At 41.3% G+C, this 18547-nt stretch carries 13 protein-coding genes; 8 read left to right on the top strand and 5 right to left on the bottom strand.

Features of this window, described 5'->3' with window-relative positions:
• Positions 1-12: 12 nt before the first annotated feature.
• The 4 genes from ACSX1H_RS07560 to rpsA all read right to left on the bottom strand — a co-directional run bounded on the left by ACSX1H_RS07560 (position 13) and on the right by rpsA (position 6683).
• On the bottom strand, positions 13-3261 hold the full coding sequence (locus tag ACSX1H_RS07560) for a SusC/RagA family TonB-linked outer membrane protein (RefSeq protein ID WP_439183236.1): 3249 nt from the start codon (positions 3259-3261) through the stop codon (positions 13-15).
• Between the two features lie 283 nt (positions 3262-3544).
• Positions 3545-4456: a ribonuclease Z gene (locus ACSX1H_RS07555; RefSeq protein WP_439183235.1), complete on the bottom strand. Its 912-nt coding sequence runs from the start codon at positions 4454-4456 to the stop codon at positions 3545-3547.
• A complete protein-coding gene (locus tag ACSX1H_RS07550; protein ID WP_262327134.1) occupies positions 4456-4812 on the bottom strand; it encodes an STAS domain-containing protein in 357 nt (118 codons plus the stop codon). Before ACSX1H_RS07550 ends, ACSX1H_RS07555 begins: the two co-directional genes overlap by 1 nt.
• A gap of 17 nt (positions 4813-4829) precedes the next feature.
• The gene (gene rpsA, locus ACSX1H_RS07545) at positions 4830-6683 is read right to left on the bottom strand and encodes a 30S ribosomal protein S1 (RefSeq protein WP_439183234.1); all 1854 of its coding nucleotides are present in this window, start codon (positions 6681-6683) and stop codon (positions 4830-4832) included.
• A 354-nt stretch (positions 6684-7037) separates the two neighbouring features.
• Here rpsA and ACSX1H_RS07540 point away from each other — a divergent pair, with 354 nt between their 5' ends.
• The 8 genes from ACSX1H_RS07540 to ACSX1H_RS07505 all read left to right on the top strand — a co-directional run bounded on the left by ACSX1H_RS07540 (position 7038) and on the right by ACSX1H_RS07505 (position 14940).
• Entirely contained in the window at positions 7038-8363 is a 1326-nt protein-coding gene (locus tag ACSX1H_RS07540) for a UDP-glucose dehydrogenase family protein (protein WP_439183233.1), read from the top strand.
• Between the two features lie 106 nt (positions 8364-8469).
• The gene (locus tag ACSX1H_RS07535; RefSeq protein WP_439183232.1) at positions 8470-9420 is read left to right on the top strand and encodes a UDP-glucuronic acid decarboxylase family protein; all 951 of its coding nucleotides are present in this window, start codon (positions 8470-8472) and stop codon (positions 9418-9420) included.
• Positions 9421-9538: 118 nt separating this feature from the next.
• On the top strand, positions 9539-10426 hold the full coding sequence (rfbA, locus tag ACSX1H_RS07530; protein ID WP_439183231.1) for a glucose-1-phosphate thymidylyltransferase RfbA: 888 nt from the start codon (positions 9539-9541) through the stop codon (positions 10424-10426).
• 95 nt (positions 10427-10521) lie between these two features.
• Positions 10522-11082 carry a dTDP-4-dehydrorhamnose 3,5-epimerase gene (gene rfbC, locus ACSX1H_RS07525; RefSeq protein ID WP_439183230.1) on the top strand — a complete coding sequence of 187 codons (561 nt, stop codon included), beginning with the start codon at positions 10522-10524 and terminating at the stop codon, positions 11080-11082.
• Complete coding sequence (rfbD, locus tag ACSX1H_RS07520) at positions 11082-11954, top strand: dTDP-4-dehydrorhamnose reductase (protein ID WP_439183229.1); 873 nt, start codon at positions 11082-11084, stop codon at positions 11952-11954. Before rfbC ends, rfbD begins: the two co-directional genes overlap by 1 nt.
• Before the next feature lie 29 nt (positions 11955-11983).
• Entirely contained in the window at positions 11984-13732 is a 1749-nt protein-coding gene (locus ACSX1H_RS07515; protein WP_439183228.1) for a phospho-sugar mutase, read from the top strand.
• 233 nt (positions 13733-13965) lie between these two features.
• Entirely contained in the window at positions 13966-14343 is a 378-nt protein-coding gene (locus ACSX1H_RS07510) for a hypothetical protein (RefSeq protein ID WP_439183227.1), read from the top strand.
• Between the two features lie 102 nt (positions 14344-14445).
• Positions 14446-14940: a hypothetical protein gene (locus tag ACSX1H_RS07505; protein WP_439183226.1), complete on the top strand. Its 495-nt coding sequence runs from the start codon at positions 14446-14448 to the stop codon at positions 14938-14940.
• A 76-nt stretch (positions 14941-15016) separates the two neighbouring features.
• Here the strand turns inward: ACSX1H_RS07505 and ACSX1H_RS07500 are convergent, their stop codons facing one another.
• Entirely contained in the window at positions 15017-18520 is a 3504-nt protein-coding gene (locus tag ACSX1H_RS07500; RefSeq protein WP_439183225.1) for a T9SS type A sorting domain-containing protein, read from the bottom strand.
• Positions 18521-18547 lie beyond the last annotated feature (27 nt).

The following is an 18547-nucleotide window of genomic DNA, read 5'->3' as shown; positions in this document are numbered from 1 at the left end:
TTACTTAATTTATTAGAACTTAATATTCAAGTTAAAACCATAGTGACGGCGCGTAGGCAATGAACCATACTCAAGGCCTTGTCCGTTACCGTTGTTATAAGTCGATTCCGGATCGATGTTAGGCACATTTTTGTGCAGGGTAAACAGGTTACGCCCAACAACCGTAAGGGTGAGCCCCTGTATGGGTGTATTCTTGAGAAATTGCTTGGGCACCGAATAACCCAAACTCAAATCTCTTATCTTAATATAACTGGCATCATAAACATTTGATTCCGGAATATTGGCAGATGTATGCCTCCAATAGCTCTGCGGATTAGTAATCACATCATTCTTTTCGTAGGTCACATTACCTGCGTCATCCACAACCATCTTCACACCCTGTCCTACAAATCCATTATCAAATTCGAGGGGCACATAATCATCCGGATTATTACCACCACCTATCCATTCATTTCGGGCGTCGTCATTGCGTTTAGCCCAATCGTTGAATCCTTCGCGACCAGACTCTGTAATAGCATGCGTTCCTCCATCTACCATCTGACGGTTGGTAATCGAATAGATATCACCACCAATGCGTATATCCAGATTTGCCTTTAGAGTAAAGTTCTTATATGAGAAGGTATTGATCATTCCACCTGTCCAGTCCGGCAAGATGCTTCCAATCTTTTGCGGAGCATCAGAAACAAGGGGCATGCCAGTGGAGGCATCATGCACGACATTGCCTTCCGGATCGCGCACATAGGCATTACCCATAATAGTACCAAATTCCTCGCCTGCCAGGGCCACTACGGTCACTCCCGACCACCGTGCATTAGCTATGGTATAAGCATCCACATCTTCATGAAGACTCACTACTTTATTCCAAACCTTAGTGTAATTCACAACAATGTCCCACGAGAAATTACCTTTAAAAGGTCTTGCCGTCAACTGAAGTTCAATACCCTTATTTTCGAGCGAACCGGAATTAAGAATGGCATTTTTATAACCTGATACCACGGGCAGTTCAACATTCAAAATCTGGTCATCAGTAGTTTGCTCATAATAAGTAAAATCCAACCCAAGGGCATTATTTAAGAAGCGTAAATCGGTACCTACTTCCCACGAGGTGGTGGTTTGCGACAACAAATCGGAATTGGGCACAAAATCACCCATTATTTCACCTGTTGGCATTCCATTGTAAGACTTTCCTGTTAAGGCATATGTTAACGCCAAACGATAAGGGTCAGTATCGCTACCTACCTGTGCATAAGACGCACGCAGCTTACCATAAGTCAACCAAGGCAAATTCAAATCTGCGGCATCAGTAAAAATAAAACTACCAGAGACGGATGGGTAAAAATAGGAATTATTGTTAGAGGGCAGTGTCGAAGACCAATCATTACGACCTGTTATATCAATAAATGCAAAATTCTTATAACCGAATTGGGCAAAGGCGTATATGCTCTGAATCTCCTTACGATATTCGCTCGGTAACACCTCAACATTTGTAAAGTTAATGATACTGGCAATACCCGGCTCTATGATATTGGACCCGGCAATATTATTGGTTTTAATATTGTTCTGCATAATATTACCACCCACATTCGCAGATAAATCCCAGTCTCCCAAAGTTTTTGTATAGCTCAGAAGGGCTTCGTAATTAATTTCCTGAGCATCCGTGTTAATTTCATTATAAACACCTCCGGCTTTGGTTGGCGTGTTCTTATCATAGAAATTAACAAAGCGACTACTATATCGATCAATACCTGATTTAAGGCGTAACTTTAAATCCTTAGTCAGACTCACGTTTAACGATGCAAAACCTACAAATCTGTTTTTTCGACTTTGGTTAAAGGTTTCGTTCAGGGTCCAGTATGGGTTCGCACGATAATCATTACCCGTGTAGTCGATGTAATTACCATCCTCATCGGTATACGTTTGTAACCAAGCTTGATCGAAGTTTGGTGCCAGACCAACCAGTCCGTTACCAATATTAGTCACCTCATCTGTCATTGCCGGACGGTTATTAACCTTATCGGCTATGTAAGTAGCCTTTGCATCCAGTTCCATAAAACTATTAATCTCCGTTAAAGCCCGCAGGTTAAAAGTATTTCTATTCAAGCCACTCTTGGGAATAATATCTTCGTTGTGCACATTGGTATAAGAAAAACGCACACTTCCCTTTTCACCGCCCGCCGATAAAGCTACGCTATTGTTAAATGTTTTTCCTAACCTAAAGAAACCCTGTACATTTTCATCAACCCGTGCATAAGGATACTCATTCCCATCCTGCTGACGAAGCATGATAGACGGATCCAGCTTTGGTCCCCATGCGGTAGTTGCGCTATTAGCCGGTTGTCCCTCTCGAGGCAGTAGACCGTTATTTCCCTGCCCATAAACGGTTTGATAATCATCCAGTTTGGTTGAAACCTGATCTATTGTTGCTGAAGAGTTGATTTCTACACCAAGACCTTTACGCCCCTTTGTTCCTGATTTTGTAGTAATTAAAATAACACCATTCAAAGCCCGACTACCATACAACGCGGAAGCCGACGCACCTTTTAATACTGAAATAGATTCAATATCTTCGGAGTTAAGATCGGATGTACCATCACCCAGATCAAAACCACCCCATTCAGTGGCCTGGCCCCTGGTAGAGTTATCAACCGGTACACCATCGATAACATATAGCGGCTGATTGGAACCTTCCAGTTCGCTGATACCGCGAATAACCACACGCTTTGAACCTGATGGTCCAGCTGAAGTTTGGGTGATATCAACTCCTGCTACCTTCCCGGCCAAACTGGCCATAGCATTCATTTCACCATTACGCGCAATATCCTCCGCATTTACCTCTGTTACGGAATAGCCAAGTGCCTTTTTTTCCCTTTTTATACCAAGCGCTGTGACAACCACCTCATCCAAATCCAAAACATCTTCCTCCAGCACAATTCGAAAGTTTACCTGCTCCCCAATAGGAATTTCCTGTGCTTTATAACCGACAAAGCTGACCACCAACACTTCATTTTTCAATACTGATAAGCTAAACTTACCAGTAATATCGGTAATTGTTCCATTACTGGTTCCTTTTACTGAAACATTAACTCCAGGAAGGGTCTCTCCACTAACGTCTATCACTTCTCCTTGAATAGATATACGCTCCTGAGCAAACAGTTGCATTCCATTTAGTATCATCACTGATAAAAACAGAACTGACAAAAGCCTTCCGCCAGGCCTAGTTATACATCTAATAACTAAACCTATAATCGGATTTTTTTTCATTTGATTAAATTTTGGTTAAACGATACGTGTCAATAAATAACTAGACAAATATCAAGTAAAAAATTTATTTATGCAAGCGTTTGCATAGTTGTAGTAGATTAATGCAATACGTTTGAGGTGAGACAACAGAGTTCAATACAGTCCCACTCTAGCTTTGAGCAAGCAATAAAAAATTACATTTTCTTACAATTTGAAAGGAATTTGAGAAGATACAGTGGGAAGATGTATCCTAAAATTGATCTGAAGAAATGCAATAAGTCGACTCCAATACTATTGGTATATACTATAACTCGTACACCTGATTATCAGAAACGACATGCACGTTCTCGAACACCTCCTTAGCCTCTTCCTTAAATACACTTAAGTCGCGATAGCGACTTGAAAAGTGTCCAAGTAACAGCTGTCCGACACCTGCATCACGCGCAATAGTGGCGGCCTGTCGCGCAGTAGAATGTCCGGATCGTTTGGCTAAAACTTTCAACTCATGCAAAAATGTAGCCTCATGATATAGCAAACTAACCCCTTGAATAAAAGGAATGATCCGCCGAAAATAGCGCGTATCTGAACAAAACGCATAAGAAAGAGGCTTTGCAGCAGGCAATAGCAACTGTTCCGGAGGAACAGGTGAACCATCCTCTCCAATAAAAGGCTGTCCATTCTTAATAGCCACAATCTCTGGTACTGTAAGTTGATAGCGCGCAATGGCCTCTTTTCTAATATTCGGAATACTTGCCTTCTCTTTAAAAATAAACCCACAAGTAGGCACTCGATGTGATAAGGGAATGGATTCGACCGTCACTTTTTTATCCTCATAAATAACATGTGGAGCATCGTAGTGCAAATCCTGAAAGATGATTTGATAGGGCAAATCAGCGCAAAAGTAGGCCAACTGGGGCGCCAATAGCTCCTTTAAGTCAGCATGGGCATGGATGGTTAAAGATTTGCGCCGTCCTAACAGACCAAAGGTGGAAATCAATCCCATTAAGCCAAAGACATGGTCGCCGTGCAAATGGGAGAGAAAAATATGATTGATTTTTGAAAAATTGACCTTATTTCGACGCAGTTGCATTTGCGCACCTTCCCCACAATCAATCAAAAAAAACCGCTCAGATACACAGAGTATCTGAGCGGTAGAATATCTATCCGATGTAGGTAATGCCGAATTACTTCCAAGAATAGTTAATGATAAAGACATTAAATCGCTTCAATGGCTTTTCTAATCATCTGAATACCATCCTCCAACGACGGTGCAATATTTAACACTGAGTCCAGTTGCGAAACTGAGATCAAGCGCTCAACAGCTGGCTGCAAACCTGCCAGCACAAAGACACCATCGGCATTTTTACACAATCGGTTGGCCACCAAAATTGCACTTAAGCCCGACGAATCACAATAGTTGCACTTACCCAAATCCAGTAAAATGTTCTTTTCACCATTACCGGATAACAGCACGAGTTCCGATTTTAAGGTCGGAGCCACATGGGTGTCCATCTTCTCCTTCAGAACCTGAACCAGTGTAAAATCGTCTAATTTATCAATTTTGAAGTCCATAAATCGTTGTTTTTAACTTATTCTTTGTCTCCTTCAGACTTTCCTTCATTAGCTTCTAACTGATTTTTCAGTGCAGCTAGCTCAGAAATATCTCCTAAAGTAGTCTTTTCTAAGTTATCATTCAACTTCTTCACTCCTTTTTTAGTTGCTTTAACAGCAGCTTTTTTAGCAGCAACTTCTTCTGATTTGTTCTCATCTTCGAAGATGCGTGAGTGAGAAAGAATGATTCGCTTAGCAGCTTTGTTGAATTCAATTACTTTGAAATCAAGCTTTTCATCAACTTTAGCTTGCGAGCCATCTTCTTTTACCAAGTGACGAGGAGTTGCAAATCCTTCAACACCGTACTGTAATGCAATTACGGCACCTTTATCGAAAATGTCAACAATTGTTCCTTCGTGTACTGAATCTACTGTGAAAATACCTTCAAATACATCCCATGGATTCTCCTCTAACTGCTTATGTCCAAGACTTAAACGACGATTCTCTTTGTCGATTTCAAGAACCACTACTTCGATTGAATCACCGATAGCTGTGAACTCTGCAGGGTGCTTAATTTTCTTTGTCCAAGATAAATCTGAGATGTGAATCAACCCATCAATACCTTCTTCAATTTCTACAAACACACCGAAGTTAGTGAAGTTACGAACAGTAGCAGAATGCTTGCTACCAACTGCATATTTCTCTTCAATTTTCTCCCATGGATCAGTCTTCAGCTGCTTGATACCAAGTGACATCTTACGCTCGTCACGATCCAAAGTCAATACCATAGCTTCAACCTCATCACCCACTTTTAAGAAGTCCTGAGCGCTTCTCAAGTGCTGTGACCATGACATTTCAGATACGTGGATAAGACCTTCAACACCCGCTGCAATCTCTACGAATGCACCATAGTCGGCCATAACAACCACTTTACCTTTAACAATGTCACCTACTTTAAGCTCTGAATCCAATGAATCCCATGGATGAGCAGTCAGCTGCTTCAAACCAAGAGCAATACGCTTCTTCTCATCATCGAAATCAAGAATTACAACATTCAGTTTCTGATCTAACTGAACGATTTCTTCTGGATGATTTACGCGACCCCAAGAAAGGTCTGTAATGTGAATCAATCCGTCTACGCCACCAAGGTCGATGAATACACCGTAAGAAGTGATGTTCTTAACTGTTCCTTCAAGTACCTGACCTTTTTCAAGCTTAGAAATGATGTCTTTCTTCTGCTGCTCAAGTTCAGCCTCGATAAGCGCTTTGTGTGATACAACAACGTTTTTGAATTCTGGGTTAATTTTAACCACTTTGAACTCCATTGTTTTGCCCACATACATATCGTAATCGCGAATAGGCTTAACATCAATTTGTGAACCAGGTAAGAATGCCTCGATGCCGAATACGTCAACGATCATACCACCTTTAGTGCGACACTTGATGTAACCTTTGATAACCTCATCGTTATCCAACGCTTCATTAACTCTATCCCATGAACGTAATGCACGTGCTTTTTTATGAGAAAGAACCAATTGTCCCTTTCTATCTTCCTGACTTTCTACGTAAACCTCTACTTTATCGCCTACAGCTAGTTCAGGATTATAGCGAAATTCGTTACGGCTAACAATACCGTCTGATTTGAAGCCGATGTTAATTACAACCTCACGTTTAGTAAGAGCAATTACTTCACCTTCAATTACTTCTTTTTCAGAAATTGTTGACAATGTCTTGTCATACATTTCTGCTAATTCTTCTTTAGAAGCACCTGCGCCTACAACGTCACCTGCCTCAAAACTATCCCAATCGAAATCTTCCATTGGCACGTTTGCATTTACATTTGCTTTTGAAGCATTTTCCTGCTCCTCAGCATTTACTTTTTCTTCTGCCATTTTAGTTAAATGTTAAAAATCTAGTAGTTAGACATTATATTGAAAAAATCGCTGCAAAAGTAGAAACTTTTTTCAAGGTTTAAAAGCTTCTATGTCAAATAAAAATACTTCCCTTAAAATTATGACGAATATTCACTTTCGTCAACCATCGAGGCCCACCCATCCAACGAACTAAAAAACACCTCACGGAAACCAAATCAGCATCACCCAAGTGGCGTCATCCGTTTGATTTTATAGGGTTCTCAACAATAAAAATTATATTTTTGCCTTTTGTAATAATTGAATTAAATCGTACTTTCATCTGCATTAAATACAAAAAACACTAAGAAGCCCTAAAGAATTAGACAATCGCCTATGAAAATTTCGATAGTTGGAACCGGTTATGTAGGACTTGTAACCGGAACATGCTTTGCCGATACAGGTATTAATGTAACATGCGTTGACATTGATGATAAAAAAATTAACAATCTTAAAAACGGAATAATTCCAATATATGAGCCAGGGCTGGACCAGATGGTTCTTAAAAACGTTGAAAAGGAAAGACTGAGCTTCACCACCAGCATCAAAGAGAGCCTGGAGCATGCTGAGGCAATTTTTATAGCGGTTGGCACGCCGCCCGGAGAAGATGGCAGTGCAGACCTGAGTCATGTGCTGGAGGTCGCCCGACAGATCGGCAAAAACATGAATCACTACCTGGTAGTAGTCACCAAGAGTACAGTGCCTATTGGCACTGCTAAAAAAGTAAAAGCAGCCATTCAGGATGAACTGGAAAAAAGAGGGGCTGTATTGGATTTCGATGTAGCCTCCAACCCTGAGTTCCTGAAAGAAGGAAATGCCATTGAAGACTTCCTGAAGCCTGATCGCATCGTGATTGGCACCGAATCGGAACGGGCAGAAAAATTAATGAGCCGCTTGTACAAACCTTTTGTATTAAATGGCCATCCAATCCTGTTTATGGACATTCCATCAGCAGAGATGACAAAGTATGCGGCCAATGCCATGCTTGCTACAAAAATCAGTTTTATTAACGACATAGCTAACCTGTGTGAAATAGTGGGCGCGGATGTGACCAATGTGCGCAGAGGCATTGGTTCCGACTCACGCATTGGCAATAAATTTATTTATGCAGGCGCCGGCTATGGCGGTTCATGTTTCCCTAAGGATGTTAAAGCCATCATTAAAACGGCCCAGTTAAATAACTATAACCTGCGCATATTAGAAGCTGTTGAGCATGTTAACGATGACCAGAAAAAGGTCATCATCAGGAAAATAAAAGAACACTTTGCCGACGTCAGGGGCAAAACATTTGCCATGTGGGGACTGTCCTTTAAGCCCCATACCGATGATATGAGAGAAGCGCCATCGGTGGTGATAGCTCAGACATTAACCGAACTGGGTGCCAAAGTTAAGGCCTACGATCCGGTGGCTATGAACGAATCGAAGCACATTTTGGGCGATACGATTGAGTATGGAAAAGACCCTTATGATGTGCTGATTGAGGCTGATGCGCTAATTCTAATCACAGAATGGCCCGAATTCAGAGTGCCAAATTACAAGGTGATGGATAAGCTTCTGAATAATAAAGTGATATTTGACGGACGAAATATTTATGATCCGCAAGAAATGAAGGAGTTTGGGTATACTTACTACAGTATTGGGCGCCCAACTATTAAAGAATAACTTAAAAAAAACTGCGTAAAGCCTGAAAGTCAGCTTGCTTCTTTCAGGCTTTTGTAGTTTATCGAACGGAATTTTGAAACACAGATAGAGTGCATAAATACATACGATGAAAAACAGAGTTTTAGTAACAGGTGGAGCAGGCTTTATTGGTTCACATTTATGTGAGCGACTATTAAAGGAAGGTAACGAGGTAATTTGTATGGATAACTACTTTACCGGTGCCAAAAGCAATGTCGTTCATTTAATGGAGCACCCGTATTTTGAGCTGATAAGACACGATGTCACTCATCCATACTTTATTGAGGTCGACCAGATTTATAACCTGGCTTGTCCCGCTTCGCCGGTTCACTATCAGTACAACTCCATTAAAACCATTAAAACCTCGGTGATGGGTGCCATTAATATGCTGGGACTGGCAAAACGTATAAAAGCCAGAATCCTGCAAGCATCAACCAGCGAAGTTTATGGCGATCCGTTGGTACATCCCCAAAAGGAAGATTACTGGGGGAATGTGAATCCTATTGGTGTTCGCTCGTGTTATGACGAAGGGAAGCGTTGTGCCGAAAGTCTTTTCATCAACTATCATGAACAAAACAATGTGGACATCCGCATAATCCGTATTTTTAATACCTATGGCCCACGCATGAATCCCAATGACGGACGTGTAGTCTCGAATTTCATCGTTCAGGCTCTGAAAGGTGAGGATATTACCATTTTTGGAGATGGAAAGCAAACACGAAGCTTTCAGTATGTAGACGATTTGATTGAAGGGATGATACGCATGATGAACAAAGAGGGTTTTATTGGCCCGGTTAATATTGGCAACCCCAACGAGTTCACCATGCTGGAACTGGCTAATGCCGTTATCGAATTAACCAATTCTAAATCAAAAATCACCCATCTTCCTTTACCGGCCGATGATCCCCTACAAAGACAACCCGACATCACCCTGGCAAAAGAAAAACTTGGTAACTGGACACCATCTGTTCAATTAATGGATGGCTTGAAAAAAACAATTGACTACTTTGACCAATTATTAAAAGAAAAGAACGCTTAATAATATAGAGCCTACAAATTAGCCCCCAACAAAACAATCCGGCTTAGTAAAAGGTGGTTAAACGCACTGCACTAAAGCCTTAATTATAAATAATTCATCTGCGATAAATTACAACACAATGAAAAATAGAAAAGGCATAATACTGGCAGGCGGTTCGGGAACGCGTCTTTACCCGATTACCAAAAGCATCTCCAAGCAAATCATACCGGTTTATAACAAACCCATGATCTATTACCCGCTCTCAGTATTAATGCTGGCAGGCATTCGCGACATACTGATTATCAGCACCCCTCAGGATTTACCCTTGTATCAGCAACTCTTTGAAGATGGAAGTTCACTGGGCCTAAATATTTCCTATGCCGAACAACCTTCGCCTGACGGACTGGCACAGGCTTTCATTATTGGGGAGGAATTTATTGGCGATGACAATGTGGCGTTAGTACTTGGTGACAATATATTTTACTCTTACGAGTTTAGCCAAACATTGGCCGAAGCGAGTCAGTCAGAGGATGGAGCCGTCATATTTGGTTATTACGTAAACGACCCGCAGCGATACGGGGTGGCAGAGTTTGATAGCCATGGAAATGTTATTTCATTGGAAGAGAAACCTGCAACTCCAAAAAGCAACTATGCGGTAACAGGCCTTTATTTCTACTCCAGCGATGTGGTTGAAAAAGCGAAATCTTTAAAACCATCTAAACGCGGCGAACTGGAAATAACAGACCTCAACAGTTTATACCTCAAGGAGCAGCGCCTGAAACTGAAGATGCTTGGCAGAGGAGCGGCCTGGCTCGACACCGGCACACACGACAGCCTGCTGCAGGCTTCCAACTTTATTTCAACCATCGAAAACCGACAAGGACTCAAAGTAGCCTGTATTGAAGAAATTGCCTACTCAAAAGGGTTTATCAATAAAGAACAACTTATTGAACTGGCAGAGCCTCTAAAGAAAAACGAATATGGACAGTACCTTCTGAAGGTGGCTAACCAAAACCGTAATTTTTAACAATCAACTGTTTTTAACCCAATTTGCTTTTAAATTGTTAAAACATTAAAAGATACACTTATTATCTTTCTATATTTGTATTCAAATCGGTTAATATGGAAATTATCAATACAGAAATTCCAAATCTTAAAATAATTAAGCCAGAGGTATTCAGCGATCCAAGAGGATACTTTCTTGAGTCGTTTTCTGAAATGAGGTACAAAGAGGCAGGCATTAACGGGCAATTTATTCAGGATAACATCTCCAAATCATCCTATGGGGTCATCCGGGGATTACATTACCAGCTGGCTCCCTATTCACAAGCTAAATTAGTGCATGTAATTGAAGGAGCCATTCTGGATGTGGCGGTGGACCTTAGAAAAAACTCCCCCACATTTGGCAAACATTACGCCATTGAACTTTCTGAAGAAAACAAGCTGCAGTTTTATATTCCGCAGGGCTTTGCCCATGGTTTCTCGGTGCTGAGTGAAAAAGCCATCGTGACCTATAAATGCGACAACTATTACAGTCAGGAAGCAGAACGGGGCATTGCGTTTAATGATGCATTGTTAAATATCGACTGGCAAATACCTGCCGATAAAGCCATTATTTCATCGAAAGACAGTATTTTACCTTCTTTTAGGGAGGCAGAACACAACTTTGTTTACAGCACATAATGAAAAATATTCTGGTCATTGGGTCCGAGGGACAACTAGGACACGAAATAAAAAACAGAAGCAACTCTCTACAGCAAGCCCGGTTCTCATTCACAACTTTTGAAACGCTGGATGTAACCAACTTTGACTTGCTAAAAAACACCATTGCTAAGCAGCCATACGATTACATTATTAATTGTACCGCCTACACAGCTGTAGACAAGGCTGAAAGCGAAGCAGAACTTGCCCGCAAAATAAATACTGAAGCCATACGCGTCATCGGTGAAACGGCCGCCCAAACTCAGGCTAAAGTCATTCATGTATCAACAGATTATGTGTTTGACGGCACCAACTACCGGCCCTATATCGAAGAGGATAAGACCGCGCCAAACACTGTTTACGGACAAACAAAACTGGAAGGTGAACAGCTGCTGCTTCAAAGTCATTCGAAAAGCATCATTTTAAGAACATCGTGGTTGTATTCGTCCCATGGCAACAATTTTGTCAAAACAATGATTCGACTAGGCAAAGAACGTGATGCACTCAATGTGATATACGATCAGGTTGGGTCGCCCACATATGCCGGCGATTTAGCCCAAGCAATTTTGCACATTATTGCAAGTGATCTTTCAGGCAGCCAGGCTTTCCAGCCCGGCATCTATCACTACAGTAATGAAGGGGTGGCCAGCTGGTACGATTTCACCCTCGCTATTCATCAGGCCATGGGGATAAGCTGTCAAATTCATCCAATAGAATCAAAGGACTACCCCACTCCAGCGCCCCGGCCGCACTATAGTGTTTTAAACAAAGCCAAAATAAAGAAGATCTATCAGCTACAAATTCCTTATTGGAAAGATAGTTTAACGAAATGTTTGGCTGAATTAAAGAGTTAATTATCTAACACACCACAAAATATACTACAATGCAAAATCAGGATGTTTTAAGTACCGTTATTGAAAAGGCCGAGAACTGGCTAAATGGCAATTACGATGCAGCAACCAAAGCGGCCATCAAAGCAATGATGGACAATGAAGATAAGACTGAACTTATTGAGTCGTTTTATAAAGATCTTGAATTTGGAACCGGTGGCCTGCGGGGAATCATGGGAGCCGGCTCTAATCGCATGAATATTTACACCGTGGGTGCTGCCACCCAGGGCTTATCAAACTATCTGCTTAAGAACTTTTCGGAGCTGGAGCAAATCAGCGTAGTAATTGGTTACGACTGCCGCAATAACAGTCGACTTTTTGCCGAGGTAGTGGCCGACATTTTCAGCGCTAACGGCATCAAAGCCTACCTTTTTGAAGACCTGCGCCCCACACCCGAAATTTCCTACGCCATCCGTCAGTTAGGCTGTCAAAGCGGTGTAATTATTACCGCCTCGCACAACCCCAAAGCCTACAATGGCTATAAAGCCTACTGGAACGATGGAGCACAACTCACAGCCCCACACGATACCAATGTTATTGACGAGGTCAACAAAATTGCATCGGTTGATGACATTAAGTTTGAAGGCAACAAGGCACTTATTGAACCTCTGGGCAAAGAAATGGATGAGCGCTACCTGGAGCAGGTGAAAAGCCTGGTGCTGGATCAGGAACTCATCGACCGCAACAAAGACTTGAAGATAGTGTACTCGCCTATCCACGGAACGGGCGTTGAAATGATACCGGCAGCCTTGCGCATTTGTGGGTTCGAGAACGTGATAAACGTGCCTGAACAGGATGTGGTAAGCGGTGAATTTCCAACCGTTATTTCGCCAAATCCTGAAGAACCAGCAGCACTGGAAATGGCAATAAACAAAGCCATTGAAACGGATGCTGACATTGTTATGGCCTCCGACCCCGACAGTGATCGCCTGGGGATTGCTGTCAGGAATGAAAAAAATGAGTTTATCCTGGTAAACGGTAACCAAACAGCTACTTTACTTACCTGGTACATTCTGAAAAAATGGAAAGAAAAAGGAATGCTTACCGGCAAAGAGTACATTGTAAAAACCATAGTTACATCGGAGCTACTAAAAGAAATTGCGGTTAAAAACGGCGTTGAGTATTTCGATGTGTACACGGGTTTTAAATGGATTGCCAAAGTAATTCGGGAGCTGGAAGGAGAGAAAAAATACATTTGTGGCGGCGAAGAATCATACGGTTTCTTACCTGGCGACTATGTACGCGATAAGGATGCGGTAGCTGCCATTACCATTACAGCAGAAATAGCCGCCTGGGCAAAAGACAATGGTAAAACACTGTTCGATGTTCTGCAGGATATTTACATGGAGTATGGCTTCTCGAAAGAAAAGATGATCTACATTATAAGAGAAGGCAAGTCGGGCGCTGAAGAAATCAGACAACTAATGGCCAACCTGCGCAGCACGCCTCCACAAACCCTTGCCGGCGATAAGGTAAGCGTTATAAAAGACTATTCGGAGCTGGATGAATTCCACGTACTGGCAGATAAACACCTGAAAATAGACTTGCCAGCTACTTCAAACGTACTGCAGTTCTTTACCGAAGGAGGCTATAAAGTATCTGTGCGCCCATCAGGCACCGAACCGAAAATCAAATTCTATTTTGAGGTGAAGGTTCCGATGAACAGCAAAGAGGCGTTTTATTCAGCCAACGAACAAGCCGATGGCATCATCGACAAAATTGTTAGTGATTTAGGCATCTAAATTAAAATACCATCTATACACAAAAGGCTGTCCGCTACTTGCAGACAGCCTTTTACATTTTTAGGCGCTTCGTCAAAGCCCTTTGTATAAGTGTATAAGTAATTTGACTAACAGGTCTGTTGCAACCGGGAACACTTCATTTCCGTGCTTTCTTAAAAAAACCAAACATAAGCACTTTGCGAGCCAACGCATATAAAAATCAATTACATTTGCAGCTGAGTTGAAGGATAAACATGAAGTGGAGCTTATTTAATAAAACCCTTACAAAAACAATGGTGCTAACAGCATTTATTCACCTGTTTAGCTTCATTGCTGTTGCCAATGTTCCAGTTTCCTGTCCGTCGCAACCAGAAGAAAAGCACATTGCTTTTGAGCAGCTAAAAATCAACCAGGATGGCATAATGGCTGGTACTAAATACAGCTTTGCACATTCGCCAACCGGTTCACACGCATCATCGGTAAAAGATTACAACAGCCGTTTAAAAGCATATCAGGCTAATTACACCCTTTTAGTAAAGGAACAATATACCCAGCTTTTATACTTTAGCTATACAATTAGTATTCGCTTCTGTAAATCTATTCTGCTCTACCCCTTTCATTACTTCTGGTAAACATTTCTTTAATGGAGTGGCCTGTGCCGCCAATCATTACCGACTGGGATAACCACCTTATCATCCCAAATTAACAAGCAGTATTATTAGACATTAAAGAAAATGGATTTATCAACAACCATTATAGGGCTTGCTATGCTTGGTGCATTTATTATACCCATAGCCATTTTAAACGCAACGAACAAAAATTCGTCTAAGCGTTTACTTTCTAATTTGAAGAAGTTAGCTGCCGATAATCAGCGCGACTTATCAGCGTACGATATTTTGCCACAATGTGCCATTGGTATATCTTCATCGAAAGAATACATCTACTTTGTGCGACTTGCATCCGCCTCTGCCGAACCGCTTCAAAGCTGTATTCCTCTAAAGGAAGTAAAGAAATGCTGGTTACAAAGCACTAATCACACCGTTAAGATGGATAAAGTAAGCGAAACCGTAACAGACCAAATAGACCTTTGCTTCGCCACGTCATCTGAGCTTAAAGACTATGTCTATCCTATGTATATTGCCGAAGGGGCGCTACAACTGGAAGATGAATATACGGTTGCAAATAAATGGGTGTCAATAATTAATAGCGCCATCGCGAAGAGTAATTAGCTGGTGCAACATTAACAAAAAAACGGCTGTGGTGCTATGCCCACAGCCGTTTCTAATGCAAAGCCTACACTTGAAATTATCCTATTATTAATTTCCTTACATCATTAGCTTTAGGGGTTTCCAATAGAATGATATAAACACCTGGAACATGAATCGCATCTCTTATCTCGTAGATATGTGAATTACTTAGTGGGAAACGACGTATTTGCTGTTGCCCTACAGAGTAGATGGTAACAACCGCAGGAGACGCTTCCTGCAACTCTATATCAATGGTAAAATTGGAACTAGACGGATTTGGCGAAACTACAAAACGCTTAATAAACGGATGTGAAGCATCCCCAATGTCGTCAAATGGACTACGCTCGGACACGATGATTGGTTGACTATATGACGCTGAACATTGTCCTTCAATCGCATTCAACACCAATGGGTATGTGCCGGCTCTATCAAACATGAGCGCTAAAGCCCGGCCATCTTCATTAACCACTTGCGCCCCCTCTGGTATAAGCCATGTCAGCATTTCCGGTTGGGGTGTTGAGGTCTCTAATACAACCACTTCTTCTCCCGTGAATGCTTGTGAACTTACCACAAATTCGGGCGTAATCACTTCTTCTGATGTATTAACCCGAAGTGATGTCGTTGCCTGACAATTTTTTTCGTTATAAACAACAACTTTGTAATCTCCCTCCTTATTTAAAACTGGATCTGGTTCCAAACTAATTTCCGATCCATTATAATACCACATGTACAAGGCATGAGGATCTTCAATTTTAATGTCAGCCAGATACTCTTGCCCGGCACATAATGTAACCGTATCAGGTAACAGGATACTTATTGGTTCAGGATTCTGAAGTTCCAAAACATTTACGGCATTACAGCCTGATGCATCGCTTAAAACCAACACATAGGAACCAGCACTAAGATTAGACAAGGACGATGAAGTACTGTTGGTATTCCATTGATATGAATAAGGAGGTGTGCCGCCTGTACCGAGCACTTGAATTTGTCCATCAGTACCATCAAAACAAGTTGGAGAATTTAATACGAGTGTATCCAGACCCAAAGAACCTGGCATCTCAATAGAGGCTCTACTTTGCGCAAGACAGCCAAAGAAATCAGTTACCTGCACAAAATAATGACCTGACGGTAAATTATCTGCACGATTTCCTGATCCATTACTTGTGCTCCATGTATATTCGTATTCTCCGTTATCGAAAGGGGTGCCTCCTCTGGTCTGGGCATTTAACACGCCATCCGATCCATTGGCACAACTGGCAGGTGAAGCCAGTAAGTTCACAACAAACTCAGGTGGCTCAGGCAAATAATGTCCGGCGTATATTTTATTTGTTAGTTCATAGGAATATATACCTTCAGCATTAACCACCTGCTGATAATCGCCCCATACAACCCCATTTCCATCCTCCACATTCAAACGATAATCGCCATATTGAAGGGTGTGAATAACACTATCCAAAACAATCTTGTCAGGCTGATGAACCGGTTCCCAAACGCCGCTTTGTTTATTTTTTACTTCCCAATTATACTGATACGGCAAGTCCGATGTCTGCCTGATACCGCCACTAACATCAGCTTTAATACTACCCGTCTCAAATTCATCAATTACCCCATTCAAATCCTTATCCTGCTCCGAATTAATGGCATTATCATCGTTACAATAGATTGGGTTAGCTATTGCCAGAGTCACTTTAATGGGCTCCGGTTGCTCAATTGTATCGGGCTGACTAATATAACCACAAGTGCCAATGCCCGGCACCTCTCGGTCCACTTTATCTTTTGCGACCTCGTAGTTAGCATCTTTAATTGTTAGGTAGTACTCTTTAGCAGCCAGGTTATAAAAGGTAATTGCAAAATCTTGTGGATTGGTATTAATATGTGTTTGAAACACCTCCATTTTCGGTCCGTCAGTTGTTCCTTCACGCAACTCAAAGTAATACGTTCCATCTGGCCAAGGAGTACCACCAGTGACACTAAAGATCAACTGTCCATCGTGCCAGCCATGAGCTGTTGGGTCTTTCCGAGCGGTTTCTGTAACAATTAATGGTGCTTCCGGTTCACTTATGCCAACATGAGTATTTATAATGGCACCTAATCCTCCTTTATCGCGCGCGGGGCAATCATTACTGTCATATACCTGAATGACGTAGTTCCCTTTCGGCATATCTGTGATAACATGCCTATTTCCATCACTGAAGACCTGCTTCTCTATGGGTGAAAAATTGTCCTGTCCTGTTTGCAGATTAAAGTAATACCAAGCATCGGCCTTTTCTGCTGGTACGCCTCCATTGGCGTTTAACTCAATTAAGCCATCGTACCCGCCATGGCAATTAGCTGGTACCGCCTTATGCGAAAACTCCACTGGCGTGTATTTTTCAACCTTAAAATCCGGTTGATGCCCCTCCCCATCGGTGTAATACATGCCTTTCTCGCCCTTAAACAGCATTTTTACCCTAAACCCTTTATTGGAGCTTGCCGGCAAACCCCGAAATGTATATATGACCCTCTTATTATTATCATCAAGTTTAAAATCTCCCTTTGTTAAATCATCAACTTGCTCAACTCCATCTACCAAATCATAAAACTCATTGCCGCATTCATCCGTATCTATGTGAAGGCTTAAATCTTCAAAATACATGGATAACAACTCTCCATCTTCTAATTCACGATCTAATGTAATGGTAAGCGTACCATCATTTGTATCGTAACACAGCGGTTGGGTTACGTCATTATCAACAATATGCGGCGCACTCATTTTAAGCTCATAGCTAATATCATTATCAGAATAAAATCCTTCACATAATTCGATGCGAAAAAAGATGCTTTTCCCTACATCTGTTATATCCAAAAAATCAGATGGCAATAAGGTTAATGAAGACTTTCCATTAACCTTAACTTTATCATTAAGGTTCTTCCAGCCTGCATCACTATTACTACCAACCTGGTACTGCCAAATATAAACTGAAGGATCATAGTTCGAACTCTCAGGTGTAGTTGAAAGTGTAAACTCATCCAAATAGCCAATTATATTATTACAGGTTTTGGGTTCAACCAAATTAACAACAGGATGAATAACATAATCGAAATTAATTGAGTGCTCAACCTCCCAATCACCACCGTTTCTACCCGAATTAGAGTATTTTCCAGAAATACATTTTCGTCCTATATCATATATATATCCTTCAGATGTAGATGTATTCGTCCTCTTACAATCATTTCTTTTATTATCTTCAGCCTTTCCATAGATATATACAGATTCCAGTTCTTTATCAAAGCTGAACATCTTGTAAGACATTGTATCTTTCCCTTGCCACCATAATTTCAATATATCTTCCTTAGACGGAGGCCATCCACTAATATCAGCCTTAGGTAATGGTTTATAAAAGAATTGTATATATTCATTACTTCCTTTATAACGAACCTTAAACTCATAATTTCCACCACAATAACCATCTTCAGCATCACTAAAAAATATAAAATTATACACACACATTCTATACTCCTGAGCTTGAATTGCTGCATGTCCTAACAGCCATAAAGTAATTATTAGTTTAAAGGTTTTCATTTTTTTTGAATTAGGTAGTTAATAAAA

The sequence above is a fragment of the Carboxylicivirga taeanensis genome, assembly GCF_051851475.1.
GTDB lineage: Bacteria > Bacteroidota > Bacteroidia > Bacteroidales > Marinilabiliaceae > Carboxylicivirga > Carboxylicivirga taeanensis.
The sequence above is the reverse complement of the archived record's forward strand: the minus strand, read 5'-3'. Positions and strand labels throughout refer to the sequence as shown.

Excerpts from the sequence above, each read along its gene's own strand:
- ACSX1H_RS07560 (WP_439183236.1), bottom strand. The coding sequence starts at position 3,261 with ATGAAAAAAAATCCGATTATAGGTTTAGTTATTAGATGTATAACTAGG.
- ACSX1H_RS07555 (WP_439183235.1), bottom strand. The coding sequence starts at position 4,456 with ATGTCTTTATCATTAACTATTCTTGGAAGTAATTCGGCATTACCTACA.
- ACSX1H_RS07550 (WP_262327134.1), bottom strand. The coding sequence starts at position 4,812 with ATGGACTTCAAAATTGATAAATTAGACGATTTTACACTGGTTCAGGTT.
- rpsA (WP_439183234.1), bottom strand. The coding sequence starts at position 6,683 with ATGGCAGAAGAAAAAGTAAATGCTGAGGAGCAGGAAAATGCTTCAAAA.
- ACSX1H_RS07540 (WP_439183233.1), top strand. The coding sequence starts at position 7,038 with ATGAAAATTTCGATAGTTGGAACCGGTTATGTAGGACTTGTAACCGGA.
- ACSX1H_RS07535 (WP_439183232.1), top strand. The coding sequence starts at position 8,470 with ATGAAAAACAGAGTTTTAGTAACAGGTGGAGCAGGCTTTATTGGTTCA.
- rfbA (WP_439183231.1), top strand. The coding sequence starts at position 9,539 with ATGAAAAATAGAAAAGGCATAATACTGGCAGGCGGTTCGGGAACGCGT.
- rfbC (WP_439183230.1), top strand. The coding sequence starts at position 10,522 with ATGGAAATTATCAATACAGAAATTCCAAATCTTAAAATAATTAAGCCA.
- rfbD (WP_439183229.1), top strand. The coding sequence starts at position 11,082 with ATGAAAAATATTCTGGTCATTGGGTCCGAGGGACAACTAGGACACGAA.
- ACSX1H_RS07515 (WP_439183228.1), top strand. The coding sequence starts at position 11,984 with ATGCAAAATCAGGATGTTTTAAGTACCGTTATTGAAAAGGCCGAGAAC.
- ACSX1H_RS07510 (WP_439183227.1), top strand. The coding sequence starts at position 13,966 with ATGAAGTGGAGCTTATTTAATAAAACCCTTACAAAAACAATGGTGCTA.
- ACSX1H_RS07505 (WP_439183226.1), top strand. The coding sequence starts at position 14,446 with ATGGATTTATCAACAACCATTATAGGGCTTGCTATGCTTGGTGCATTT.
- ACSX1H_RS07500 (WP_439183225.1), bottom strand. The coding sequence starts at position 18,520 with ATGAAAACCTTTAAACTAATAATTACTTTATGGCTGTTAGGACATGCA.